Consider the following 23,685-nt stretch of genomic DNA (forward strand, 5'->3'; position numbering starts at 1 on the left):
CTGGGAGGTGGTCAAGTTGGCTAAACAAATAAAAGAACCTAGTTTCGCACACTTGGTGCTACTTGGTCTCATGGCGACTTTCCCTCCCACCCGCTTTCTGCTAAACCTCCACCGCAAGAAAATAATCGATCATTCAACCATTGAGGAGAAGCCCCACCACCTGACCCAGATTCCCGTCATTTACATTCACGGCTTCCGGGGGGGCGACTACACAACAAAGGTGATGGTCGACGAGGCACTGAAGCAGAAGGGTAACCCCAAGTTTCTGAAGGTGACGGTCGACCTCTTCAAGAATGTGACACTAGAGGGCACATGGACCGCTGACGAGAATCCTGTTATACAACTGATTTTCCAGCAGAAGATTGTTGGGGTATACGCAATTTGCTACTACCTCAACTATATTCTACCGTTCCTGGCCAAAAAATATCATTTCGTCAAGTACAATGCAGTCGGGCACAGCCTTGGTGCACCAAGTATTATCAGGACTGAGATGAAGTCACCGAAGCGAAAGAGCTCGTTTCCCCACTTACAGAAGGTAGCCCTCGTGGCGGGTCCGTTTGACGGCGTAATGTTTCTCGGCGATATCCCAAACGTCAACTATCTCAACCGGCGGGGCCGCCCACTCCTGATGAATCTGAGCTATCTCAGTATGCTACTCAACCGCCGTAAGTTTCCGGAGAACATCTCGGTTTTGAACGTCTATGGTAACGTCGAAGACGAGACCAACACAGATAAATTTATCTCCGTCGTTTCCGCCAAATCGATTAGGTACATCCTGGCACCAATCGTGCGGCGGTTCAGCGAGGTTGAGGTGCGCGGAGCAGCAGCCGAACACAGCGAGATGCACGATAACCAACTGGTAATCGGGATCGTCAACAGTTTCATCTATTCGAACAAATAAATGCCAATTAACTCACAAATCCACTAGAAAAAATCCTTATTTGCAGGCTAATGAAGCTTGTAAATAAGGATTTTTTACTTTATCAGGCATGCTGCCACCGCGACACAGCCTCTTGGTAGCGCCAATTATCTTTTGCTGGCTCGGAATATTCAACAACTATCTGCCAAATAATAGTAGTCTTATCCATTGCCAATTCTAAAATGGCTTTCTGCCACTCCTGCAGCTTTCCCGATTCAGTAATAACTTTCACATCATCTGCCGTAATCAACGTTGCTGCGCGGCTTATATGCTTGTTTAAATACCTAATCCAGAGCTTGAAAGACCATTGTGACTCTTCCGCCGCCTTAATATAGTACTGTGCAATGTTCATATCAAGTACCTCTTCAATTCTGGATTATCACGGACCTGCTCATCAAATGAACCCCTCCCAAAAGCGTTAATATAGGCTTCAACAATTACCGCCGGATCAGTAGTTCCATCGGAGTATTCATAAATTTTCATTATACTTGCTAAATCATGTTTGTTTAAAGCAATCATCAACTCTTTAATATCTTCTCTATCTTTTACCCTAGAAGATACAATTTTATCTTCAAATATAGTTTCAAGTGAAGCAATATTGACTGTTAAGTTTGTACCTGCGTAAATGGTAGTCTCTTGGTCTAAATTGTTGTTAGAAATGATATTTTGAATACTATTATTCAGCCAAGGACTGGAGTTAGTCCCTACACCATATTCATTACCAACTTCGTCAATTAATCTATCTATCTTTTCGTTAGATTCATAAAACGCATCAATATCGCTGGTAGCTTTTAATCCATAATACTCTAGAACAAAGCCACCTACACAGTGAATATCCAATTCTAAATTTTCACGAGCGAGTTTTTTGTTTAAGCTATCAAATAATTTAATATATTCCATACAAAACATCCCTCACATTTACCATAACTAGCTTCACAACAGATTGTATCACGACATAACAGTTATCTACCATTTTATCTATCATTTATCGCTCACTTTATCTACCATTCCGTTTTTTTAGGCAAAATAATACCCCGAAGGAATCTTCGGGGTATTTGTTGGCGGCTATTTTTGTCGCCGATTTTAATCTTCTCTACAAATATAATTTTACTTATTTTACTGCCTAAATTTCGCTTAACTAAGGGATTAGCTTTGATTACAAGATATGCTCGTCGTACCACTGCTTAGCTGCAACCATCTCGTCACGGTTGATGTTATGTGACTGCTGGTGATTGAAAATTGTGTAGTCCATGCCAGCCGCATTGATCTCGCCCACCAGAAACTCAAAATTATCCGCACTCACGATTGGGTCACGGTCACCGTGTGATAACCAGACCTTATTCTCTGGCAAACGCGGAATCTTCGGCGATTCCTTCAAGGCCATTGGGTGGAACAGGATGGCATTTCTAAACTGGACATACTTCTCCAACATGCTGTAAATCGCAACATTCGCCCCGTTGGAGTAACCAATTACCGTCAGCTTAGTAACGTCAAATCCATGTTCTTTGGCCAATAGGTCAACCTGCTCCAGCAGCCAGTCGGTCTCGCTACTCAGACTCTCGAGGTCAAACCCACCACTCGCTGTGTGGTTAAAATAACGGGTTTGCCCATTTTCTACCAACCTTCCGCGTATACCAATCAAAGTCGCCTTAGCGTTGATCAGTCGCGCAATCGGCACAAGATCCTTCTCGTTTCCACCGGTGCCATGGAGCATCAAGATTGGGTGCTCGTTATCCTCACATTTTTCGAAGAAGTAGTTTGCTGTAATTTCGGCCATCTTATTTTCCCTTCGGTGAATCTGTATTGAATGGGACTAAGTGCGCCTCGATGTCCTCCCGTTCGCTCTCTAGGAACGGTGGCAACTCTAGGTGAACACCAGCTTCCTCGTAGGTTTCGTCTAATAGGAAGCCAGGACCGTTTGTAGCAATTTCGAAAAGCACGCCGATGCCCGGTCTGAAGTACTCAGACTTGAAGTAGAAACGGTCAACGAAGCCTGAGTTTGGCAAGTTGTAATTCCGAATCTTGTCAATCCACTCACGCAGAGCTGGTTCATCTTCAACTGAGAAAGCAATGTGGTGCACTGTGCCGTATCCTTGGAACTGGTCTAGCATAATCTCAGAATTTTCCACAATAATCTGCGCGCCATGACCGTTACCGTGGAGTTCATAGAGGTAGAGGTCACCATCGCGGTCTATTTGCTTGAAGCCCATCAGATCCGTCAGGACCTTGTCCATCCGGTTGAAGTAGTTCACGGTCACAAAGCTCGGTCCAAGGCCGACAATTGCGTATTCCTCAGGAATTGGTGAGTAACGGTAGTAATCACCGCCACCTAGGCCATAGTTCTTCTCGTCAGAGACCAGTTGATACTGTTGGTCATCGAAATCGTAGAAGTAGAGGTACTTTGCACCGAAACGCTCCTTGATTGCGGTATGCTCGACATTATTCTTGTCAAAGTGACCAGCCCACCACTCGAGTGCCCGATCATTTGGAACACGGAAGCCGATTCTAGTAATACCGTTCTTACCTTGTCTACCCTTAGGGATTCCTGGGAAGTCGAAGAATGTCAAATCAGTACCAGCCTTACCTTGGTCATCAGTGAAATACAGATGATAGGTCCGAACATCGTCTTGGTTCACCGTTTTTTTAATGAGGTGTAAACCGAGAATATTTGTCATAAAATCAAAAATTTTGGGAGCATCCGACATAATTGCAGTAATGTGATGCAAGCCAATTAATTCTGTCATGTGGGGGTTCCTCCTGTATAATAAGTATTAACAACCTTACAAATATAATAATACTTATTTTTTGTAAGTAAAGTTTTTTATTCTATTTTGCGTATTTTTTTAACCATAGGTATTTTAAGTCTAAGACAGTAAATTTTATTAAGAATTTTTTTAATCGGGCAAAAATATTTGGAATTATACTATCCTAGTATATAATTGTTTCTTTGAGGAGATTTGATACACATGAAGAAGATTCTACAATTATTCGTACTTGACTGGAAAAGAATATTCAAGAGCCCCCTAGCCACACTACTGTTTGTGGCCCTTTTAATTCTACCGGCACTATATTGTTGGTTTAACGTTTGGGCCCTCTGGGATCCCTATTCCAACACTTCGGACCTGAAGATTGCAGTCTACGCCGAGGATACGGGCACCAAATTCGATGACAAGGAAATAAACGTCGGGAAGGAACTGACGTCGCAGCTGAAGCATAACGATAAACTCGGCTGGACATTTGTCTCGAACAAACACACCGTTACAGAAGGCGTTAAGAGCGGCAAATACTATGCGGGTATTTACGTACCCAAGAATTTCTCAAAGGACCTACTGACTTTTGTCAACGGTAAGGTGACAAAGCCCAAGCTGGAATATTACGTCAACACCAAGATCAACGCTGTTGCACCCAAAATCACCGATACCGGGGCAAGCACCCTTCAGACCACCATCTCTGACGAATTCCAGACCACGGTCGGTAAGACGCTTGTGACTGTTCTCAACAAAGCCGGGATTGACCTTCAGAATAACCTACCAATGTTACAACGGTTTGCATCCCTCATCACCGAGACAAATGCAGATTTACCGACTATCGAGGGCTATTTGAATGAAATACAGACCGTTAAGCAGAAGCTACCAGAGTTAGATGAGAAGCTGGACCAAGCGAACCAAATCACCAAGTTTATTCCCGAAATAAATCAATTCAGCACCAAATTAATTGCCGCTAACCAATATCTCCCCCTAGTAGATAACGTGGGTCAAATGTCACTACAGGCTCAACAGAACATTCCAAACATCAAAAATGCTGGCACACTTTTGAACAACGCGGACAGCAACTTTGATAATGCGGCGGAGACATTAGACACCAGCCTAACTGTGTTGCAACAGAGTTCAACACTACTGACGAAGCTAGAGGCTGCCATGCCTGATATCAAACAGTTCAGTCAGGATGCAGAGAGTTTAACAACCTACACCAAGGGCTCACTCATTCCAGCCCTGAAGGCGGCCCTTCCCGTGGTTGACTCTACTGTGAAATCCGCCTTAAGCATTGTCCAAACCACTGTCACCGATGTTAATGATCTCTCCAGCCAACTGATTAAATTGATTAATGAACTTCAAAACGACCCCAATAGTGCACAACTCAAGCAGGATATTGAGGCAATCTTAACCAACATGGCGGAAGATACCGCAACTATTACCCGGGTCAACACCAGTCTGCGCAATACGCTCCAAAATGTAGAGGACGTTTACAACCAGATTGCACAAAATGCTGGATTACCACAATCTACATTACTTCAACCGATCATCAGCCGCCTAGACACGCTCATCGATACAGCGAAGTCGAGCAACCAACTCATTCAAGATATCAAAGAAAACATGCCGCAGATTAGTGCCGACGAGCTAATTAGCAAGCTCAACAACCTGATAACAGTCAACAAGCAGATTTCTGCTGGCATCGACCAACTAAACGCATTGAATATTGCCGGAACGGTGAGCGACTTTTTGGACAAAACAGCGTCGTTACTGGCTGATGCAAGTAAGTCACTTCAGACAGTTAACTCCGAGCTATTGCCACTAGTTCCAGACTTACTCACAAACACCAAAACCGTCCTCAACCAATTAACTAGCTTCTTAAAGAAGGTCCAGACTGATACGCCAATAATCAAATCTGCCTTACACGGGGCAAACACGCTAGTTAACGACAACATGGGCACGATTGTATCAGGTATTAATGCGTTAGCGAATCTCTACAAAGGTGACTATCCTGAGTTAAAGCTCAAATTAACACGATTGATGTTACTGGCACAAAACGACTTACCACGCATCGAGCGTGAACTGACTGATGCCATCAACTTAGCAAACGAGAAGATGCCTGAGGTCAAAGCCGGACTGGCTACTGCTGACAAGTTCATCAAGGAGGATTGGCCGACTCTGAAGGCTGGGATCCAGAAGGGTTCGAAGATTCTAGACAAAGTTGAACACACTGTCGACATGGATAAGCTGATCAAGTTGCTCAAAAGAGATGCAAACAAGGAAGCAAACTTCCTTGCTAATCCGGTTGAATTAGAGACGAACACGCTCTACCCAATTCCTACCTATGGCTCACAGAGTGCACCATTCTACACCGCCCTTTGTATCTGGGTTGGTGCCCTACTCCTTTCAAGTGTCATCTCGACAGACTTTGTCCTTTCTGACAAGCAAAAGAAGCAGTATTCGAAACGCCAACAGTACTTTGCGCGTTATCTGACATTCCTCGTAGTTGGGCTCACTCAAGCCATCATTGTGACGCTCGGTAACATGTTCTTAATTCACGCTTACGTTGCGTCACCTGTCTGGTTCGTCTTCACCACAATGTTCATCGCATTCGCCTTCTTTAGTGTCCTCTACTCGCTTGTCGCGTTATTCGGGAACATTGGTAAGGGAATCGGAATCATCATCCTGGTCCTCTCCATTTCTGGTGCAGGTGGTAACTTCCCGGTTGTGCTATCTGGCAAGTTCTTCCAGGCGATTAATCCATTCCTGCCGTTCACTTATGCGGTCAATGCGCTGCGTGAAACTGTCGGTGGTATCTACTGGAACAACTTCAGATTGGACTGGCTCTTCCTCGGTGGCGTTGGGCTCTTGTTCCTGATTATTGGTGCAATCCTCATCACAGCCATCCATCCCTGGATTGAACGGATCCACAAGAGTGCCCAGAAGAGCATGATTATTCATTAGACGCTTCGGCCGCTTATATTACATATTTATATGATAAAATAGGCTCAATGGAGGGCGAACTAATGAAACGCTTTGAACTATACCATCCCATCATGACCAAAAGATATAATCTCGACTGGCTCAACAAATTCACGGTCAAGGAGATTAATCCTTTAAGAGCTAACCAAGATGTTGCACTGAGTGCCGGCCGCACTGCTGATTTCGATTTAGAAGCCACTGTGAAGTTTATTCAAGATGCCATGCGCCAGGTAATGAAAGATCAATCGCTTATTTGGGGCATTGCAGAACGCTCCTCAAAGGAGTTTCTAGGCGAATTTGCGCTACTAAACTATGACGCAGAAGAGCGTACAATGGAACTGCACTATGAGTTGTTACCTGCGGCGCAGAATCATGGCGTAATGACCGAGATTCTAAAGCACATGATTGAGTTCTCATTTAAGGAACTTGGCCTGCAGTATCTAAAGGCAGTCACACCAATTAACAATGTGGTGGCACAACACCAGTTAGAACAGCTCGGTTTTGCACGGACCATTCAAACTAAACAAAGCATCCATTACAGACTCTATTCAACTGAACAGTAATTAACCATCATTTAAACATTGTGAGGTGTCTATGTTTCCATTCTTCTTTGACCCATACTATTTCCTAGTAATCATTGGCCTCCTAATAACTGGGTGGGCCGCAATCAACGTTAAATCAACTTTTGCACGGTATGATAAAGTTCGTAGCCACAAGAACATCACGGCGCGAGAAGCGGCAGAGTACATTCTCGAACACGCCGGCATTCATGATGTCGAGGTACGCCAGATTAGCGGTAATCTAACCGACAACTACAACGGCCGCGACAAGACGCTCAACCTCTCGGATTCAACAGCAAACTCCACATCTGTAGCGGCTATCGGCGTGGCCGCACATGAGGTGGGACACGCAATTCAAGATGCCCACAACTACCAGCCAATGCGCCTCCGCGCGGGCTTAGTACCCGTCGTGAATCTCGGTTCGACCTTGGCAATGCCACTAATCCTCATCGGGATAATTCTCGGCATGAACCAAACCTTGATTTATGCCGGTATCTGGGCTTTCGCCGCAGTTGTGCTTTTCCAACTGGTGACCTTACCCGTAGAATTCAACGCCTCTAACCGTGCCATCGCGATTCTGGGTGAGAGCGCACTCCTAGATAGTACGGAGATTCCCGCAGTCAAAAAGGTGCTGCGTGCTGCGGCCCTAACCTACGTTGCGGCAGTGCTTTCCACATTACTACAGTTACTACGTCTCGTCTTGTTGTTCACGAATCGAGACGACTAACTAATAACTAATTAAATCAACTAATTCATATTACAAGGAGGAGTGTAAAGTGGATTTTTTAGTCAGCCTTTGGCAAATTATCATTATTCTAAACGCCATTCTTGCGCTCTACCTTGTCTTTCGTAGGCCAAGAAGTATCGCAACCACACTTGCGTGGCTGCTTGTGCTCATCAGTTTTCCTGTACTCGGTTTTATTCTCTACGCATTCTTCGGCCGTGGGCTCGCACAGGAGAACCTCTTCGCCATTAACAGCCAAGAGCATATTGGTTTGAGTAAGGTCGAGGAGATGATCCCACCTGTGCCAAATCAGGCCGGCAAGACCGACACCACTGATGCGGGTCAGACAATCATCTCCTACTTCAACTCTAAAAAAGACGCGCCTCTAACCAAGAACAATGACGTCAGCATTTTCACTGATGGTCATGATAAGTTTGACGCCCTTTTCAAGGATATCGAGGGAGCAAAAGAGACCATCAACGTCGAGTACTACTCGTTCTTCAACGACCACATCGGCAATAAATTTCTCTCACTTCTCGAGAGAAAGCAGCTTGAAGGAGTTCAGGTCCACCTCATCTATGATCCGTGGGGCTCGCCCGGTGCGCGGAAAAGTTGGTTTGAACCACTGACTAATCTTGGTGGCAAGGTTGTCCCCTTCGTTACGGCGCGCAACCTAATTCGTAAATATCGACTCAATTACCATTTACACAGAAAGATTGTGGTCATTGACGGCAAAATCAGTTGGACCGGCGGTTTCAACGTTGGTGATCAGTATCTAGGCGAGAAGAAGAAGTTTGGTTACTGGCGCGACACCCATGTCCGCATCGTTGGGTCTGCGTCGTTGTTACTCCAGGAACGGTTCATTATGGACTGGAACGCCTCCATCACCACACCAGACGACGCAATTATTTTCGACACAAAGTACTTCCCCGAACTAAACGAACACCTCCTAACGGAAGTAAACGTTCCGACTCAAATTGTGTCGGATGGACCCGACAACGACGAGGAGTTCCTGAAGAACGGTATGACCCGCATGATGACTCAGGCGAAAGAGAAGCTTTGGATTCAGACGCCCTACCTTATCCCGGACGACGCCATGATCGCCACCTGGCAGATCGCCGCTCGCGCTGGCGTAGATGTCAGAATCATGATTCCATGCATGCCAGACCACCCATTCATCTACCGTGCTACGCAGTGGTACGCGAATGCGTTAACAGCCATGGGCATCAAAATTTACGTCTACAACAACGGTTTCCTCCACGCAAAGACAGTCATCACGGACGATAAATTTAGCTCAATTGGGACGATGAATCAGGACTTTCGGAGCTACATGCTGAACTTCGAAGTGAACGCCATCTTCTACGACGAGGCCATTACAAAGAAACTACAAGATATCTTCATTGAGGACATGAAGCAATCAACGCTGCTAACACCGGAAATTATTAAGCAGCAATCGCGCTGGCTCCGGTTCAAGCAGCGGCTCTCGCGCCTCCTCTCACCAATTCTCTAACCATTAAAAAAGGACAAAACCAAATTGGTTTTTGTCCTTTTTGTTTACTCTAAATTCTGAATTTCTATGTTTACCTGATCAGTCGTCTGGTTATTCAGCAGCGGAATCAAGTCTTCAATCGTCTTGCTGAACCGCAGATAGTATGACTGGTTCTTCAAGGTTGTGAAGATGGCCATCACCGCTGGTTTCTTAGCCCGTGGTACAGGAATCAGCGTTATCTTCGCCAAGTCAGTATACTTAACCGACCGCTTAAAATAGCCGCTGATGATGATTCTCTGTTCAGAAATCCCACCGAAGCCATCGACAATACTCATCAGAATGAATCCGGCAAGAAATATCTGAATGAACAAATCACTTTTATCAATCATGCCTGAGTTAAAGGCGAAAGTCAGGAGTAGCAACGACCAAATTAAAGATGAAATGCGATATTTAGCGTAGATACTAATTGTTGTTTGCCAGTACCAGCTATAGACCGCATAGCCAAGTACTAGTAGTACTGGAATAAGATAGAACATCGTATTTCCTCCTTCTTCTTTACCGTTAATTTTACCATTGTTCGGGGTAAATCTGGGACTCGATTTGCTTTTTAACTAAATCTTTCACATAATAGGTATACCATTAAAGGAGAAATGTATGTTAAAACCGTCATTTAAAATAATCACAGTCCTACTACTTAGCACTACTATCCTCACAGCATGTTCTCAGCAAGAACCGAATAATGACTCAACATCGCAATCAACTACCAACAATCAAACAGCTGCCACATCAACCTCAACTAGTTCTACCAACTCGGCCACGGAAACACAGAAGAAGGCTGAGGAGGTCCAAAAATTTAATATTATCGGCTCATGGGAAGCAACAAACCAATTATCGCTTAACTTCAATGAGGATGGGTCCTACACTATTCTCCGCGATGGCCAAGCAAAGGCTGGCACATTCAGGGTCGCTGCAGAATACGATAACACTTTTCTGCTCAAATTAACCAATTACAATCCGCAAACACCGGGTCTCGATACATATCTCTACCTCACAACTAATCTTGACCACACCATCAACGTTTCTAACCTCGGTATATTCAAAAGTATCGGAACCAGCTCAAAGCTTCCTACCGCCCTTTACCTATCCAATTACCTTCAGGAGGAGCCGGAAAATGCTGGTGACAAACTAGTCGGGACCTGGACTAACAAAAATCGGGAAAACCACGTAATCACGACAACCAACTATAACCCCGATGGTTCATTCGAACGTTTCTCCGATGCATCCGGCATCGTGACCCGCGGCAACTTCGCCGTGACAAGCAACGAGACCGAGGTTATTATTACCACCACTGTGCCCGATCATGAGCCCAACCAGGAGAAGTACACTAGAAATGACGCATTCACCGAACTTACTTCTACTACGCCAGGTTTCCAGACCACTTATAGCAAAAACATTTTACCTACTACACGTTAATTTACCTAATTGCTAGCTTTCGAGGCTAAAAAGATGGACGAAAAAATAACAGAACTACAACAAGACTTAACAGATTATGAACACATCGTTTTCCTAACTGGGGCAGGCGTCTCCACGCCCTCGGGCATCCCCGATTACCGCTCTAAAGGAGGCCTATATTCGGGCCACAGCAATCCAGAGTATCTCTTAAGCCATGATAACCTGAGCGAGCACCCAGATAGCTTCTACCGTTTCGTCATGGACAACATGTTCTACCCGGCCGCCGAGCCAAACATTATTCACCGCAAAATGGCTGCCATCACTAATGAAAAGGGCTGGATCATTACACAAAACGTGGATGGTTTGGATAGTAAGGCTGGCGCAAAGCATCTGATTGAGTTTCACGGTAATTTATATGACTTGTTTTGTCAGCAGTGTCAGCGCAAATTCACGTACCAAGAGTATGCTAAATCATACATCCACGCTTCGGATGGCGGTATCATCAGGCCGAGAATCGTCCTCTACAACGAGTCCATCAATCTGGACAAGTTAAGCCAATCTGCAGCAATCCTTAGTGAAGCAGACTTAATCGTCCTAGTCGGTACGAGCTTTCGCGTCTATCCCTTTGCGCAACTACTCAACTACCGTAACGCCCTAGCGAAGATCTGGGTTATCAACCGCGAACCGATTGGCGAAGATGCAGAACTCAATAGTATCATCGCCGACGCCACGGATATTTTCAATCAAATATAAAAAGATTAGCGTAGCCCGTTTCTCCGTTACGCTAATCTTTTTTCGACTTTTTAAAATAATTGAATATGCGTGAGCGGGAAGTAACGGACTAGGACAACACCAACGATGGTCGCGTTACTGACAAAGCCAAATACCCGACTATCGGTTGAGTTGGGGCGATTGTCCCCCATTACAAAGAATTGATTGACCGGGACATTGAACCTCTTCGTTAAGGTGAACAAATCAAAGTCTCCGGTATAATGATTGCCAGTTTGTTGTTGATAGTCCGTTCGTGCAGTACCAAGGTAATTTTCTGGCTGAATTTGATCATTAACGTATAAGACATCATTTCGCATCCTGATTGAATCCCCCGGTACGCCAATCACCCGTTTGATATAGAATTGACCGCTGCCATCCGGCGCCTTAAACAGTACGATGTCCCCGCGTTGTGGATTCGAGCGCCGCAAGGCAATCACCCGATCACCAGCATTTAAAGTTGTGTTCATAGAATCTCCGACCACCTTGGCGTTAGCGATTACCTTAGTAAAAATCAGGGTAAGAATCGCAACACTAACTACAATGGCGAGAATATTTCTAACAAAAAATTTAATCATACACGCTTTTGCTCCCATTTCGTTCATGATAACAGCAATGTATGAAATAAATGTGACTTTAAGCGATAGTTTTTGTAATGGCCTCCATCACGGCAGCTCTAAAGCCGTGCTGTTCGAGTGCATTCACACCCCTAATCGTTGAACCACCTGGCGATGCCACTAAATCCTTTAGCTGTGCTGGCAGGATTTGTCGGTCGAGGAGCAGGCTTGCCGTGCCACGGAGCATCTGTTCTGCCACCTGGTACGCAACCTTTCTACCTAAGCCATGAAGCACCATGCTGTCAGCTAAAGCCTCGACAAAGATTGCAGCAAACGCTGGTGCACTACCACCCCCGGCACTAACCACATCCAGCAAGTCAGCCTCTACTCGTACAATCTGACCTAAGCCCCTTAACAACTCCATTACAGGCGTGTCTTCACTTGCTTGGTCAACTGTACTGTCCACCGCAAGTACGCCCTGATTGACGCTCACCGGAATATTCGGAATCATGTAAATGAGCCCGGTCACACGCCCCAACAATTGTTTTAGTTCGGGTACATCAACGCCATATGCGACCGAGACTACGACCGTTTCTGCAGTAATTATGCTAGCCAGTTTGGGCAAAATAGTCCGGGTGACATCAACCGGAGTGGCATTAATCACTAGATCCGCACCAGAAAACTCGGCTAACTGGCCCACGGGATTAATTTGGTACTTATGGGCAATTTTCGCTGTCGATTCTGTGTGTCCCGATAAGACATAGATGTTTTCACGTGAAACATTTTCTAGGTTACACAATCCAGCAATCAGTGCCGCACCCATCGAGCCCGCACCTAATACATATATATTCATTATTTTGCTCCATTCTAATATGCTATTATTCTTAAGTTTCCGTTATTCATTTTGATATTTAACGCCAAGTCTTATACAATTAACGCAGTTAGAGACTTGGAGGGTACCATGGGTATTAAAAGAGACATCCTGTATTATGACTTTATTTAGTATAAAGATTACTACTATCTTGTCGCTGCAACCAATCGCGGGCTCGACTTCGTTAGTTCACGGGATAACCAATTCTACGAATTTTCTTCATTCTACCCCCAAAAGATGCTCATCAAGGATGCCGCCAAGATCAAACCATACGTTACCCAAATCAAAGAGTACTTAGATCACAAACGGAAGAAGTTCACCATTCCCATCGAGTTGTTCTCAACAACAAGAGCCTTGGTTTATACCGTGGCGGTCGAGAAATGCATGAGGACCTAATTGAATTAGAAAGAGAACCACGTGACTAGTGAAATTACTAAATATATACCAACCCTTTTTTGACCTGCACAATTGGGAGACTGTCCTAACCTCTGCCAACGACTGGCTCTTAATTTTAACATTAGTACTAATGGAATGTCTGTTGTCAGTCGATAATGCCGTCGTCCTGGCCGCACAGACGCAGAGCCTACCAGACAAGAAACAACAGAGGAAATCGCTGATTTATGGCCTCTGGGGAGCATACCTGTTCCGTTTCATCGTGATTGGCATCGGTACTTACCTCATTCATTGGTGGGAAATCAAGGCTCTTGGATCCATCTACCTCTTCTATTTGGCTGCTAGTTTCTTCTGGAAACAGCATCACCCAACGACTTCAAAGACACCAGAACATAAATCTAAGCAGGCACAAGCTCGCAAACATGTTTTGTCGTTATTCTGGCGGGTGGTAATCAGCATTGAGCTCATGGACATCGTCTTTTCAATCGACTCCGTTCTAGCAGCACTCGCCTTGTCTGGCAATCCCGTCATAGTCCTACTTGGTGGCATGATTGGCATCCTCGCAATGCGTGGGGTGGCCGAGATTATCATCAAGTTGATGCAGATCATCCCAGAATTGCAGTACATGGCCTATGTGCTCATCATGCTAATCTCATTCAAGTTGTTCTTGGCCCTACCGATTATCGACTATGAGGTGCCCAACAACATCTTTGCCATCATCATTTTGGTGATTATTGCCGGAACCATCCTCTATCATTTCCTCAGACCCAAGAAGACGATGTACTCACAGAATAAGCATGCTTAATCATTCACTCAATTAAATCCCTTAAATAATCCAACAAAACTACAGCCTCATTATGTGTCTGATTCTTCGCACCATATATCAGATAAACATCATCTTGCTGTAGTTTTTGTTTTACCAAATTGACCAATTCCTCAGTAGCTTGGTTATCGTTCAACTCAGCAGTATACTTTTCTTTGAAGGCAGGATATTTATCGTCCTCATGATTAAACCACTTACGTAACTCGGTGCTCGGTGCAGTCTCCTTACTCCACAAATCAATTCGCGCTCGCTCCTTTTTAACGCCACGTGGCCACAACCGATCGACCAGAATCCGATATCCGGTTGCTGGCTGCTCCTTATCGTAAATACGTAATAAACTTAATTTACCCATTCTGTTCACCTCAAACATAATCATACAACAAAGGAATAACGATGCATTCAAAATTAGTAAGCTTTTTCCAAAACCGTTCAACCGCAGAAATAGCCCGGGATCTCCTAGGCCGTGAGCTGACCTACGATTCACCAAATGGCCTTGTCGGTGGATTGATTGTTGAAACGGAGGCCTATCTTGGGCCGACAGATTGTGCCGCCCACTCTTATGGCGGTCACCGCAGCCCGGCCAACGAAGGACTTTACTGTGTTGGTGGATCCCTTTACATCTACAGCCGGCGCCAGTACTATTTCCTCGATATTAGCACCCAAGAAAAAGATAATCCTGAAGGAATCCTCATTCGGGCTATTCAGCCAACAATTGGGCAAGAAATCATGCTGGCCAACCGAATAAAGGGCGGTTTCGAGCTGACAAACGGACCAGGCAAATTTATGCAGGCATTCGGTGTAGTGGATAAATCAGCAGATTTACTTCTGCTAACCGACTCGCCTTTCACGGTCAATCTCGACCACAAAAAGACACCAAACACCATCGCAGCATCACCCAGAATCGGCATTAATGCTAGCGACGCAACCTGGGCTAATGCGCCTCTACGCTTCTACGTTTCGGGTAATCCATTCGTCTCACGGCTAAGAAAACGTGATTACGATTTGGCAAACTTCGGTTGGCGATAAGCTCAGCTCTACCAACCTTCATGATTCCAGAGCTCCCCGTCAATCTGTTGCTGCTTCTGCTCTATTCTCTTGTCTAACTCAGCCAGATGTTCCTGCAAATATGCCAGCAACGCCCGTTCCTCATACCTTTGATGTTCTGGAATCTCTCGTGCAATGATTTCTGCAAACCATGGTCGCTGTTCATTCTCGGTCATTTTTGATCTCCCCTAATGTCGCATCTAACAGTCGATACTCATCCAACTGTTGCTGCAAATAATCACGCAGGATCGCGCTATTCGCTGTCTGCTCAATCTTTGTGAGCTGAGCCAGTAGCCACTCGCTTCTCTGCTCGAAACTGGCATCCGCATCAGCGATATACATCAGATATTCGATCAGCGTCCGCTCCTGCTGCTTTGGTGTCTGATAATTAAATTGCTCAATGATAAACGGCTTCCTATAGCTAAATCCCACCTTCTCAGCGAAAGCCTGAAACGGGCTTAGTAGTTCACTAATGGTCCGGCCAATCCTCGCACCCGCGCCGAAATCGGCACTTTTATCAGCCATAGAAATAACCGCTGCAAGCGTTGCTGGCTGGACCTTGTTCTTCTCCTGTAGATCGTGGACAAACTTATCAGTGAAGAGCTCCTCCTGCCACTGAGCGAGCGAGGCTGGTGCCGAGTACCAATATAAGGGAAACTGAAGAAAAACTTCAGCACTGTTTAATATTAATTCGCGTTGTTCAGCCAAACTCAGGGTGGACCTCAACAACTTTTGGTCGAGTTTAATGATATTTACTCCGGCATCAAGCCAGTTTAATCCCTCGAGCAAAAATGATTGGACCGCCGATTCTGCTAGTTTTGGGTGAGAAAGCACAATAGTTTTTTTCATTGTTTTTCCATTTTCTAATTGACATTGTCTTGGTAGATTGCTAACATCAATATACATTCAAATATAAAAAACCACAACACTATAGAGGTTGCGGATAATCACGAAGGTACTGGAGTGTGTATTCACGATGAAGGTAACGTAAGGATGTCCGCCGAAATGTCTTGCAAGAATGCACTTGTTGGATGTTGGGCCACCGGGAAATACCCGCTGGACTGTCTCAATGAGTTTTACCAAGCTTATTGAGGAGCGCTATGTTTTTGGAAATGGTAGTTTAATTTCAGAAATCATACTAAACCTCTATCGAATCTATTTTCGATGGAGGTTTTTTTGACCGAAATTCTTGGAGGAATTGCTCATGCTATTTGGGACAACGAATTATGTAAATGACCACTTAACAATTGGCGGCGTGCCAGTACCATACCTGGCCGAAAAATATGGCACACCATTGTTTATCTATGATGTCGCACTCATGCGGCAGCAAATGCGGGCCTTCAAGGAGGTATTCACCAAACGTAAATTAGCTCATCGGGTCATCTATGCAAGTAAGGCATTCTGTAGCACGGCGATGTATCAGTTGCTGCAACAAGAGCAGCTCGGTTGTGATGTCGTCTCGGGGGGTGAATTATACGCAGCACTAGCAGCCGGAATGGATCCTGCCATGATGGAGTTCCACGGTAACAATAAGAGTAAAGCCGAGCTAACCGCAGCTGTGACCGCGGGTATTGGCAAAATTGTCGTGGATAACTTTCACGAAATCGAGTTACTGAATCAGGTGCTGGCAGAACAGCAAACTACCCAGGAAGTTCTCTTTCGGATTGCTCCCGGTGTCACCGCCGAAACCCATGACTATATCCTTACGGGCCAGCAAGACTCGAAGTTTGGTTTCGACGTGGCGAGCGGCCAGGCTGAGGAGGCACTCGTACAACTTCTCCACTCACCGCGAATCAAGATTCAGGGTATCCACTTCCACATTGGTTCACAGATATTTGCTGCTACCGGCTACGAGAAGGCACTTGAGCGCACGTTTAACCTGTTAACGAAGTGGCGAAGCAAATTCGGCTTCACGGCGAGAATCGTGAATATTGGCGGTGGCTTCGGCGTACGCTACACCGAAAACGACAACCCAAATACTCCTGTTCAGCTGATGACCCAGATAACCGATACTTTTGTCCAACATGTACAAGAACAGCACTATCCCTTACCGGAAATCTGGATTGAGCCCGGTCGTAGCATTGTTGCAGAGGCCGGAACCACGGTATATCAAGTCGGCTCTAGCAAGCATATCCCCGGTATTAGGCAATACATATCAGTCGATGGCGGGATGGGCGATAATATTCGCCCCGCCCTCTATGATGCCACGTATAACTTCGTACCCGTCGAGTTAACCAATGAACACAACCTGGCCCCTCAGACCATCAGAATCACGGGTAAATATTGTGAAAGTGGTGATATTCTTCAGAAGTCCATCACCCTCCCTCACCTTGCGCCCGGCGACTTGATTGCCATGCAGAGTACTGGCGCGTACGGCTACTCAATGGCCAGCTCATACAACAATAATCCAAGACCTGCGGTCGTGTTCGTGGAGGACGGCCAAGATCACCTAGTGATTAGACGAGAGACATACGCAGACCTGACCCGCTTAAACATCCCATTACCAAACGAAACACAATCACAAGGAAAAGTAGGAGTAACAGACAATGTCAGAATTTAGTGCCCAGGAAATAATCAATTTTATCGCGAACGGAAAGAAACAAACACCAGTCAAGGTCTACATTGGCGGCCAATTGGCAGACCTTGTAATCCCGGAGAGCATTCAGGCTTTCATCGAGCAAAAAACCGGCATCTTATTCGGCGAATACGAGGATATTAGTAAATTCATGCGGGAAAATCAAGCGTTTATCACCTCCTCCCGGATCGAATCGGCTGCCAGAAACTCAGCCGTACCACTACTCGATACTACCGAAATCCCAGCCAGAATTGAGCCCGGCGCAATCATCCGTGACCGAGTAGAGATTGGCCAGAATGCGGTGATTATGATGGGCGCCATTATCAATATTGGAGCCATCATTGGCACAAATACAATGATTGATATGGGCGCTGTGCTCGGTGGCCGAGCAACCGTCGGCGCTAACTGCCACATCGGTGCCGGTGCAGTACTCGCCGGGGTCATAGAGCCGGCATCGGCTACACCCGTGATTATCGAGGATGATGTACTGGTCGGTGCTAATGCAGTCGTCATCGAGGGTGTCCGTGTAGGTACGGGCGCCGTCATTGCTGCAGGAGCCGTTGTCATCGATGATGTCGCACCGCATACCGTTGTTGCCGGTTCGCCCGCTCGCAAAATCAAGGACGTGGATGCAAAAACCATCAGTAAGACCGGCCTGCAAGCCGCGCTAAGGAAGTTGTAGGACTATGTTAAAAGAAGCAGAATTAATTCTTATCAGAAGAAAGTTACATCAAATTCCAGAACTTGCCTTGGCGGAATATCAGACGCAAAAGCTTCTGTTGGCGGAGATTAGTAAGCTACCACAAGACTACCTAGAAGTAAGAACCGTTCAGGAGCTGCCAACCGCCATTTTTGTACGAGTGCGTGGGAGTAACCCTGAGAAAACGATCGGTTATCGTGCCGATATGGATGCCTTGCCGGTAGATGAACAACTCCGCTCCTCGTTCATCTCACAAATAGACGGACAAATGCACGCATGCGGGCACGACTTCCACATGACAGTTGCTCTCGGAGTGCTCAGCCATCTGAGCGAACACCAACCCAGGAACAACTTTGTCTTCTTCTTTCAACCCGGGGAAGAAAGTCAAAACGGCGGTAAATTGGCTTACGATGCAGGTCTGTTCTCAGGTGATTTTCGACCAGATGAATTCTTTGCTCTCCACGTCAACCCCGCGTTACCAGCGGGCACTATTGGCTGCAACGCTGGCACCCTGTTTGCGGGGACAACCGAAGTTAACGTCGACTTCCACGGCACGAGTGGCCACGCCGCCTTCCCGCACCAAGCAAACGACATGATTGTGGCAGCAAGTCAATTCATTACGCAAGCACAAACAATTGTCTCGAGAAACGTTAACCCAACTGAGGGTGGCGTGCTCTCTTTTGGCAAAATGACGGCAGGGACGATCCGCAATGTGATCGCCGGCGAAGTGCGCCTCGAAGGGACAATTCGTGGTTTTACCCAACCGATGATTGAATTAATTGGGCACCGACTTAAAGAAGTTGCTGCGGGAATCGCTGTTAGCTTCAACGCTGAAGTTAACGTCACGCTCAATCAGGGCGGCTACCTCCCTGTAGTCAACGACCCACACACCACGGCCGCCTTTATCTCATTCATGCAGAATAATTCAACCATTCAATTCACGCAGACTAAGGCTGCGATGACCGGCGAGGACTTCGGCTACCTACTGGCTCAGATACCCGGCACAATGTTCTGGCTCGGGGTCGGTCCAACAAGTTCACTCCATTCCGCTACTTTTAACCCCAATGAGGCCGCTCTTCAAAAAGGCGTGACTGCATTTACTAAATTTATTGAGAACTATGAGGAGATCAACCAATGAAAAATGCCGATATTGTTACCGCAATCGTCACTCCATTTACCCCGGAGAACGAAATCGATTTTAGCGCGTTAGAAAAATTAACTAATCACCTGATAGCAACTGGTTCCACCGGTTTCGTCATTGGTGGTACAACCGGTGAGACCCCTACCCTAACTAACGATGAGCAATTGGAACTCTACCGTAAATTCGTGCAGATAGTTGCCGGACGAGCAGTAATCATCGCCGGTACAGGCTCAAACAATACCGCTGCGACCATCGCCCTCACAAATGAGGTGAGTCAGATTCAGGGCATTGGTTACGCACTCGTTGTTGTACCCTATTACAGCAAAACCAGTCAACGTGGCCTCCTAGCACACTTTTCGGCCGTTGCAGCCAATTCAAAAGTGCCAATTCTAATCTATAATATCCCCGGACGGACCGGAATTGTGATGGAGAATGAAACAATCGTTGAACTTGCCCATAACAAAAACATCGCGGGCATCAAGCAGTGTACCTCACTGAATGACATCTCGTTCATCGTCGAGCACACCAACGATTTCCTGGTGTATACAGGTGAGGACCCACAGGCACTCTCCGCAAAGGAGCTCGGTGCAACGGGGGTAATATCTGTCGCCAGTCACCTCTACGGGGCGGAAATGCGGGAAATGTACACTTTGGTCGACCAGGGAAACGTGCTAGATGCCGCAAGTATTATGCGTAAACTACAGCCAAAGATGCTGGCTTTATTCTCTTACCCTTCGCCGACACCGGTAAAAGCAGCATTAGCATACCAGGGTTACCTGTACAACAGTTGCCGCCTACCACTGGTTCCCCTAACCTCCGCAGAGGAGGATGCGGTTTTAGCAGCACTAGAGTTAGTAGGGGGGCACGCCTAATGCAAAAAGTTATCGTAGCTGGCTTTACCGGTTCCATGGGAAGTCAAGTTGTACAACTGGTTGAACGTCTAGCAGAATTCCAGCTGGCGGGAGTCTATAACCCGCATATCGACTCGTTAAATCCTACCGATTTCAACCTAGCTAGTTCTGTCCAAGTATTCAATAATTTACAGCAGATTACCCTTAATGATGCCATCTGGATTGACTTCAGTGTGCCAAGCGCTGTTTTCACCAACGCAAAGTTTGCGCTAGAACACGGTCTGAAACCTGTCATCGGAACCAGTGGCCTGAGCACCACTGAGATCGCCCAATTGCGCCAAATCGCCGCCAAGAAAGAAATGAGTGGTATCATCGCACCGAACTTCGGACTCTCGGCGATTCTCTTACTCAAGTTTGCGCAAACAGCAGCGCGTTACTTCCCAGATGTGGAAATAATTGAGCTCCACCATGCAGATAAACTGGACGCTCCATCAGGTACGGCGCTAGCCACTGCCAAAGCAATCAGAGAAGTGACGCCCGAAAAGAAGTTCCACGACCAACAAGCTGCATCCCCCGCGCGTGGACTCGACCACGAAGGAATTAAGATTCATTCGGTCCGCCTCCCAGGTTACGTCGCCCATGAGGAAGTACTGTTTGGCGCAGCCGGCGAAGCTTTAACCATTCGCCAAGACTCCTTTGACCGTGCCTCATTCATGCGTGGGGTCGAGCTGGCACTGAATTACGTCTCAGACAATCAAGATTTCATCGTGGGTCTAGAAAATATTTTATAAAAAGAAGGTTTAAAAATGCCCCAGTTACGAACAGCACTTGCGCAAAACTTTAACCAGGCGGTCAACCAAATTCGGCCATCAGCAATTCGTGAATTCGACCAACAAATTTCTGATATAGATGGCATCATCAAGCTCACTTTAGGCCAGCCCGACTTCAATGTACCGGAGCATGTGAAAGAAGCCGCAGTTCGCAGTATTAACGAGAACCATTCTGGTTACACACCTCAGCGTGGTATACCAGAGCTCCGTCAAGCAATCAGTGATTATCTTCTGCAAACAACCAGTGTTCGTTACTCCCCCGAATCCGAGATTGTCGTGACCGTTGGCGCCTCCGAGGCAATCATGTCTAGCCTGGCAGCAATTCTTAATCCCGGAGATAAGGTAATCGTACCTACGCCGGCATTCCCATTGTACTTTGCCGCAGTTGAACTAAATCAGGCTACTGTAATTCCAATTGATACTTCTGCCGATGAATTTGTTTTGACACCAGAAAAGCTCCAGGCGGTCCTCGATGAAGAGCCTCGCGTCAAGGCGATTATCCTCAATTACCCGAACAACCCCACCGGGATTGAGTATACCGAACAGGAATTGGTAACGCTCGCAAATGTGCTCAAAAACCATGATATCTACGTCATTGCAGACGAAATCTATAATGAATTAACCTACGGAGTTACCCACCACTCCATTGCAGCTCTTTTACCGGAGCAGACCATTGTAATCAATGGTTTATCGAAATCACACTCAATGACTGGCTACCGCCTAGGATATTTCGCCGCACCCGCAGACTTCGTCACTAAGGCCAGCAAGGTCCACGCTTTCTGGGTGACATGTCCATCTAACCCCGCCCAATATGCTGCTCTCGAAGCACTAACGAATGGCCTGCAGGATGCCGCAGTTATGCGAACAGCCTACGAAGAACGACTTACTTATATTAAGGCAGAGTTTCGCAAAATGGGCTTTCAGATTGGTCAAACGACCGGTGCATTCTACTTATTTGCGGGTATACCGCCCACATTTAACGGCGATTCAACCACGTTCGCTCTAGCGCTAGCCAAATCTGCCAAAGTCGGAGTAATCCCGGGCGCCGCGTTTGGCCCCGGCGGGGAACGCTACATTCGCGTCTCTTATGCGTCATCTTTGAGAGATTTACAAACAGCAGTCAAGCGAATTAGTACTTTTTTGAAGACAAATACAAGTAATACCCTGGAGGAAGTAAACAAATGACTAAATATAATATTGCCGTGCTCGGAGCAACGGGTGCGGTGGGCCGGAGAATTATCAAGCTACTAGAGGAGACCTCAATTCCAATCAACCACTTGAAATTGCTGGCATCGGCACGCTCCGCCGGCACTACCCTTACATTTAAGGGCCAGGAGGTTACTGTGGAGGAGGCTACTCCCGATTCCTTTGCCGACGTAGCACTCGTTCTCTCGTCCGCTGGTGGCAATGTGTCCAAAAGACTTCTCCCAGAAGCGGTCAAACGGGGTGCGGTATGCATCGATAATACCAGCGCATTTCGCATGGAGGAAGATGTTCCATTAGTAGTACCAGAGGTCAACGCGGCGGCACTCAAAGAGCATCATGGAATCATCGCGAACCCAAATTGCTCCACCATTCAGATGGTATTATGCCTTGAACCAATTCGCCGCCAATTCGGTCTCAACCGGGTGATTGTTTCCACCTACCAGGCAGTTTCCGGTGCCGGTCAATCCGCCATCAAGGAGCTACAAGCCGAGAATGCTGCGCTAGTTAATGCAGTTAGTCAGCCCACTCCAACGATTCTGCCGACGGCCGCTGACAGGAATCATTACCAGATTGCCGGCAACTTATTACCTCAAATAGATGTATTTGAAGCCGACGGCTACTCCCACGAGGAGTGGAAGATGATTCACGAGACGAAGAAAATAATGCTGGGTGACATGGATGCGCCGGAATTAAAGGTCACAGCGACTTGCGTTCGAGTACCAGTTGAGATTGGCCACGGAGAGTCGGTCTACTTCGAAGTTGCCGATCAAACGGCAACTAGCGCCGACATTCGTGCACTGTTGAATAATGCGCCAGGAATCGTCGTAGAAGACGACCCCAGCACTCAACTGTATCCCCAAGCACTTACAGCCGCCGGTCGAAAAGAAACTTTTGTCGGTCGAATCAGACCTGATTTAGAAACCCACGGGGCCTTTAACATGTGGATTGTGGCCGATAACTTACTGAAGGGGGCCGCTTGGAATACGGTTCAAATTGCCGAAAAGCTGGTTACCCAAGAATTAATCTAACTAATTTCCCGAGGAGTATTCA

Annotated in this window: 26 protein-coding genes and 1 riboswitch; of the genes, 16 read left to right on the forward strand and 10 right to left on the reverse strand. The window is 46.4% G+C overall.

Annotated elements, in window-relative coordinates; translation table 11 throughout:
* Positions 1-70: 70 nt before the first annotated feature.
* Positions 71-901, forward strand: coding sequence for an alpha/beta hydrolase (locus LA20533_RS03660; protein WP_082611540.1), 831 nt, complete (start codon positions 71-73; stop codon positions 899-901).
* Positions 902-983: 82 nt separating this feature from the next.
* Here the strand turns inward: LA20533_RS03660 and LA20533_RS03665 are convergent, their stop codons facing one another.
* The 4 genes from LA20533_RS03665 to LA20533_RS03680 form a co-directional block, all read right to left on the reverse strand.
* The gene (locus LA20533_RS03665; RefSeq protein WP_054746163.1) at positions 984-1,271 is read right to left on the reverse strand and encodes a hypothetical protein; all 288 of its coding nucleotides are present in this window, start codon (positions 1,269-1,271) and stop codon (positions 984-986) included.
* Positions 1,268-1,819: a DUF6036 family nucleotidyltransferase gene (locus tag LA20533_RS03670; RefSeq protein ID WP_056945872.1), complete on the reverse strand. Its 552-nt coding sequence runs from the start codon at positions 1,817-1,819 to the stop codon at positions 1,268-1,270. Before LA20533_RS03670 ends, LA20533_RS03665 begins: the two co-directional genes overlap by 4 nt.
* Positions 1,820-2,075: 256 nt before the next feature.
* Positions 2,076-2,696 carry an alpha/beta hydrolase gene (locus LA20533_RS03675; RefSeq protein WP_057890710.1) on the reverse strand — a complete coding sequence of 207 codons (621 nt, stop codon included), beginning with the start codon at positions 2,694-2,696 and terminating at the stop codon, positions 2,076-2,078.
* A gap of 1 nt (position 2,697) precedes the next feature.
* Positions 2,698-3,663, reverse strand: coding sequence for a ring-cleaving dioxygenase (locus LA20533_RS03680; protein ID WP_056945870.1), 966 nt, complete (start codon positions 3,661-3,663; stop codon positions 2,698-2,700).
* A gap of 222 nt (positions 3,664-3,885) precedes the next feature.
* Between LA20533_RS03680 and LA20533_RS03685 the strand changes: the two genes are divergently transcribed.
* The 4 genes from LA20533_RS03685 (at position 3,886) to cls (ending at position 9,445) form a co-directional block, all read left to right on the forward strand.
* Positions 3,886-6,633: a YhgE/Pip domain-containing protein gene (locus tag LA20533_RS03685; protein WP_056945869.1), complete on the forward strand. Its 2,748-nt coding sequence runs from the start codon at positions 3,886-3,888 to the stop codon at positions 6,631-6,633.
* Between the two features lie 62 nt (positions 6,634-6,695).
* A complete protein-coding gene (locus LA20533_RS03690; RefSeq protein WP_054746167.1) occupies positions 6,696-7,214 on the forward strand; it encodes a GNAT family N-acetyltransferase in 519 nt (172 codons plus the stop codon).
* Positions 7,215-7,245: 31 nt separating this feature from the next.
* The gene (locus tag LA20533_RS03695; protein WP_056945868.1) at positions 7,246-7,938 is read left to right on the forward strand and encodes a zinc metallopeptidase; all 693 of its coding nucleotides are present in this window, start codon (positions 7,246-7,248) and stop codon (positions 7,936-7,938) included.
* A gap of 49 nt (positions 7,939-7,987) precedes the next feature.
* A complete protein-coding gene (cls, locus tag LA20533_RS03700) occupies positions 7,988-9,445 on the forward strand; it encodes a cardiolipin synthase (RefSeq protein ID WP_057890711.1) in 1,458 nt (485 codons plus the stop codon).
* A 44-nt stretch (positions 9,446-9,489) separates the two neighbouring features.
* Here cls and LA20533_RS03705 read toward each other — a convergent pair whose 3' ends face one another.
* A complete protein-coding gene (locus LA20533_RS03705) occupies positions 9,490-9,960 on the reverse strand; it encodes a hypothetical protein (protein ID WP_054746168.1) in 471 nt (156 codons plus the stop codon).
* Between the two features lie 118 nt (positions 9,961-10,078).
* On the opposite strand from LA20533_RS03705, the gene LA20533_RS03710 reads away from it, so the two are divergent.
* Both LA20533_RS03710 and LA20533_RS03715 read left to right on the forward strand, forming a co-directional pair.
* Positions 10,079-10,897: a hypothetical protein gene (locus tag LA20533_RS03710; RefSeq protein WP_056945866.1), complete on the forward strand. Its 819-nt coding sequence runs from the start codon at positions 10,079-10,081 to the stop codon at positions 10,895-10,897.
* 45 nt (positions 10,898-10,942) lie between these two features.
* Positions 10,943-11,629, forward strand: coding sequence for an NAD-dependent protein deacylase (locus LA20533_RS03715; protein WP_054746170.1), 687 nt, complete (start codon positions 10,943-10,945; stop codon positions 11,627-11,629).
* A gap of 50 nt (positions 11,630-11,679) precedes the next feature.
* On the opposite strand, the gene lepB is transcribed toward LA20533_RS03715, so the two are convergent.
* On the reverse strand, positions 11,680-12,222 hold the full coding sequence (gene lepB, locus LA20533_RS03720; RefSeq protein WP_056945865.1) for a signal peptidase I: 543 nt from the start codon (positions 12,220-12,222) through the stop codon (positions 11,680-11,682).
* Positions 12,223-12,280: 58 nt separating this feature from the next.
* On the reverse strand, positions 12,281-13,054 hold the full coding sequence (locus LA20533_RS03725; protein ID WP_056945864.1) for a pyrroline-5-carboxylate reductase family protein: 774 nt from the start codon (positions 13,052-13,054) through the stop codon (positions 12,281-12,283).
* A 442-nt stretch (positions 13,055-13,496) separates the two neighbouring features.
* On the opposite strand from LA20533_RS03725, the gene LA20533_RS03730 reads away from it, so the two are divergent.
* Positions 13,497-14,270, forward strand: a complete 774-nt coding sequence (locus tag LA20533_RS03730; RefSeq protein ID WP_056945863.1) for a TerC family protein — start codon at positions 13,497-13,499, stop codon at positions 14,268-14,270.
* Between the two features lie 4 nt (positions 14,271-14,274).
* Here the strand turns inward: LA20533_RS03730 and LA20533_RS03735 are convergent, their stop codons facing one another.
* Positions 14,275-14,640, reverse strand: coding sequence for a DUF488 domain-containing protein (locus tag LA20533_RS03735; RefSeq protein WP_056945862.1), 366 nt, complete (start codon positions 14,638-14,640; stop codon positions 14,275-14,277).
* A 41-nt stretch (positions 14,641-14,681) separates the two neighbouring features.
* On the opposite strand from LA20533_RS03735, the gene LA20533_RS03740 reads away from it, so the two are divergent.
* A complete protein-coding gene (locus LA20533_RS03740; RefSeq protein ID WP_056945861.1) occupies positions 14,682-15,314 on the forward strand; it encodes a DNA-3-methyladenine glycosylase in 633 nt (210 codons plus the stop codon).
* An 8-nt stretch (positions 15,315-15,322) separates the two neighbouring features.
* Here the strand turns inward: LA20533_RS03740 and LA20533_RS03745 are convergent, their stop codons facing one another.
* Positions 15,323-15,508, reverse strand: a complete 186-nt coding sequence (locus LA20533_RS03745) for a restriction endonuclease subunit S domain-containing protein (RefSeq protein WP_056945860.1) — start codon at positions 15,506-15,508, stop codon at positions 15,323-15,325.
* Positions 15,495-16,181 carry an NAD(P)H-dependent oxidoreductase gene (locus LA20533_RS03750; protein ID WP_056945859.1) on the reverse strand — a complete coding sequence of 229 codons (687 nt, stop codon included), beginning with the start codon at positions 16,179-16,181 and terminating at the stop codon, positions 15,495-15,497. The genes LA20533_RS03745 and LA20533_RS03750 overlap by 14 nt, the downstream gene beginning before the upstream one ends.
* Positions 16,182-16,255: 74 nt before the next feature.
* Positions 16,256-16,441: riboswitch (Lysine riboswitch) on the forward strand.
* Between the two features lie 95 nt (positions 16,442-16,536).
* On the opposite strand from LA20533_RS03750, the gene lysA reads away from it, so the two are divergent.
* The 7 genes from lysA to LA20533_RS03785 are packed head-to-tail and all read left to right on the forward strand — an operon-like array spanning position 16,537 to position 23,663.
* Complete coding sequence (gene lysA, locus LA20533_RS03755; RefSeq protein WP_054746177.1) at positions 16,537-17,892, forward strand: diaminopimelate decarboxylase; 1,356 nt, start codon at positions 16,537-16,539, stop codon at positions 17,890-17,892.
* Positions 17,879-18,589 carry a 2,3,4,5-tetrahydropyridine-2,6-dicarboxylate N-acetyltransferase gene (gene dapD / locus LA20533_RS03760; RefSeq protein ID WP_056945858.1) on the forward strand — a complete coding sequence of 237 codons (711 nt, stop codon included), beginning with the start codon at positions 17,879-17,881 and terminating at the stop codon, positions 18,587-18,589. The genes lysA and dapD overlap by 14 nt, the downstream gene beginning before the upstream one ends.
* Positions 18,590-18,593: 4 nt before the next feature.
* Positions 18,594-19,745 (forward strand): N-acetyldiaminopimelate deacetylase, encoded by a 1,152-nt coding sequence (locus LA20533_RS03765; RefSeq protein WP_054746178.1) that lies wholly within the window; start codon positions 18,594-18,596, stop codon positions 19,743-19,745.
* Entirely contained in the window at positions 19,742-20,620 is an 879-nt protein-coding gene (gene dapA, locus LA20533_RS03770) for a 4-hydroxy-tetrahydrodipicolinate synthase (protein ID WP_054746179.1), read from the forward strand. Before LA20533_RS03765 ends, dapA begins: the two co-directional genes overlap by 4 nt.
* Complete coding sequence (gene dapB, locus LA20533_RS03775) at positions 20,620-21,390, forward strand: 4-hydroxy-tetrahydrodipicolinate reductase (RefSeq protein ID WP_056945857.1); 771 nt, start codon at positions 20,620-20,622, stop codon at positions 21,388-21,390. Before dapA ends, dapB begins: the two co-directional genes overlap by 1 nt.
* A 15-nt stretch (positions 21,391-21,405) precedes the next feature.
* The gene (locus LA20533_RS03780; RefSeq protein WP_056945856.1) at positions 21,406-22,614 is read left to right on the forward strand and encodes an aminotransferase class I/II-fold pyridoxal phosphate-dependent enzyme; all 1,209 of its coding nucleotides are present in this window, start codon (positions 21,406-21,408) and stop codon (positions 22,612-22,614) included.
* Complete coding sequence (locus tag LA20533_RS03785) at positions 22,611-23,663, forward strand: aspartate-semialdehyde dehydrogenase (RefSeq protein ID WP_054746181.1); 1,053 nt, start codon at positions 22,611-22,613, stop codon at positions 23,661-23,663. Before LA20533_RS03780 ends, LA20533_RS03785 begins: the two co-directional genes overlap by 4 nt.
* The last annotated feature ends 22 nt before the right edge of the window (positions 23,664-23,685 follow it).

The sequence above is a fragment of the Amylolactobacillus amylophilus DSM 20533 = JCM 1125 genome (genome assembly GCF_001936335.1).
Lineage (GTDB): Bacteria > Bacillota > Bacilli > Lactobacillales > Lactobacillaceae > Amylolactobacillus > Amylolactobacillus amylophilus.

What these genes read in the sequence shown, in the direction of transcription:
- LA20533_RS03660 (WP_082611540.1), top strand. Translation starts at nt 71, where the DNA reads ATGGCGACTTTCCCTCCCACCCGCTTTCTGCTAAACCTCCACCGCAAG.
- LA20533_RS03665 (WP_054746163.1), bottom strand. Translation starts at nt 1,271, where the DNA reads ATGAACATTGCACAGTACTATATTAAGGCGGCGGAAGAGTCACAATGG.
- LA20533_RS03670 (WP_056945872.1), bottom strand. Translation starts at nt 1,819, where the DNA reads ATGGAATATATTAAATTATTTGATAGCTTAAACAAAAAACTCGCTCGT.
- LA20533_RS03675 (WP_057890710.1), bottom strand. Translation starts at nt 2,696, where the DNA reads ATGGCCGAAATTACAGCAAACTACTTCTTCGAAAAATGTGAGGATAAC.
- LA20533_RS03680 (WP_056945870.1), bottom strand. Translation starts at nt 3,663, where the DNA reads ATGACAGAATTAATTGGCTTGCATCACATTACTGCAATTATGTCGGAT.
- LA20533_RS03685 (WP_056945869.1), top strand. Translation starts at nt 3,886, where the DNA reads ATGAAGAAGATTCTACAATTATTCGTACTTGACTGGAAAAGAATATTC.
- LA20533_RS03690 (WP_054746167.1), top strand. Translation starts at nt 6,696, where the DNA reads ATGAAACGCTTTGAACTATACCATCCCATCATGACCAAAAGATATAAT.
- LA20533_RS03695 (WP_056945868.1), top strand. Translation starts at nt 7,246, where the DNA reads ATGTTTCCATTCTTCTTTGACCCATACTATTTCCTAGTAATCATTGGC.
- LA20533_RS03705 (WP_054746168.1), bottom strand. Translation starts at nt 9,960, where the DNA reads ATGTTCTATCTTATTCCAGTACTACTAGTACTTGGCTATGCGGTCTAT.
- LA20533_RS03710 (WP_056945866.1), top strand. Translation starts at nt 10,079, where the DNA reads ATGTTAAAACCGTCATTTAAAATAATCACAGTCCTACTACTTAGCACT.
- lepB (WP_056945865.1), bottom strand. Translation starts at nt 12,222, where the DNA reads ATGATTAAATTTTTTGTTAGAAATATTCTCGCCATTGTAGTTAGTGTT.
- LA20533_RS03725 (WP_056945864.1), bottom strand. Translation starts at nt 13,054, where the DNA reads ATGAATATATATGTATTAGGTGCGGGCTCGATGGGTGCGGCACTGATT.
- LA20533_RS03735 (WP_056945862.1), bottom strand. Translation starts at nt 14,640, where the DNA reads ATGGGTAAATTAAGTTTATTACGTATTTACGATAAGGAGCAGCCAGCA.
- LA20533_RS03740 (WP_056945861.1), top strand. Translation starts at nt 14,682, where the DNA reads ATGCATTCAAAATTAGTAAGCTTTTTCCAAAACCGTTCAACCGCAGAA.
- LA20533_RS03745 (WP_056945860.1), bottom strand. Translation starts at nt 15,508, where the DNA reads ATGACCGAGAATGAACAGCGACCATGGTTTGCAGAAATCATTGCACGA.
- LA20533_RS03750 (WP_056945859.1), bottom strand. Translation starts at nt 16,181, where the DNA reads ATGAAAAAAACTATTGTGCTTTCTCACCCAAAACTAGCAGAATCGGCG.
- lysA (WP_054746177.1), top strand. Translation starts at nt 16,537, where the DNA reads ATGCTATTTGGGACAACGAATTATGTAAATGACCACTTAACAATTGGC.
- dapD (WP_056945858.1), top strand. Translation starts at nt 17,879, where the DNA reads ATGTCAGAATTTAGTGCCCAGGAAATAATCAATTTTATCGCGAACGGA.
- LA20533_RS03765 (WP_054746178.1), top strand. Translation starts at nt 18,594, where the DNA reads ATGTTAAAAGAAGCAGAATTAATTCTTATCAGAAGAAAGTTACATCAA.
- dapA (WP_054746179.1), top strand. Translation starts at nt 19,742, where the DNA reads ATGAAAAATGCCGATATTGTTACCGCAATCGTCACTCCATTTACCCCG.
- dapB (WP_056945857.1), top strand. Translation starts at nt 20,620, where the DNA reads ATGCAAAAAGTTATCGTAGCTGGCTTTACCGGTTCCATGGGAAGTCAA.
- LA20533_RS03780 (WP_056945856.1), top strand. Translation starts at nt 21,406, where the DNA reads ATGCCCCAGTTACGAACAGCACTTGCGCAAAACTTTAACCAGGCGGTC.
- LA20533_RS03785 (WP_054746181.1), top strand. Translation starts at nt 22,611, where the DNA reads ATGACTAAATATAATATTGCCGTGCTCGGAGCAACGGGTGCGGTGGGC.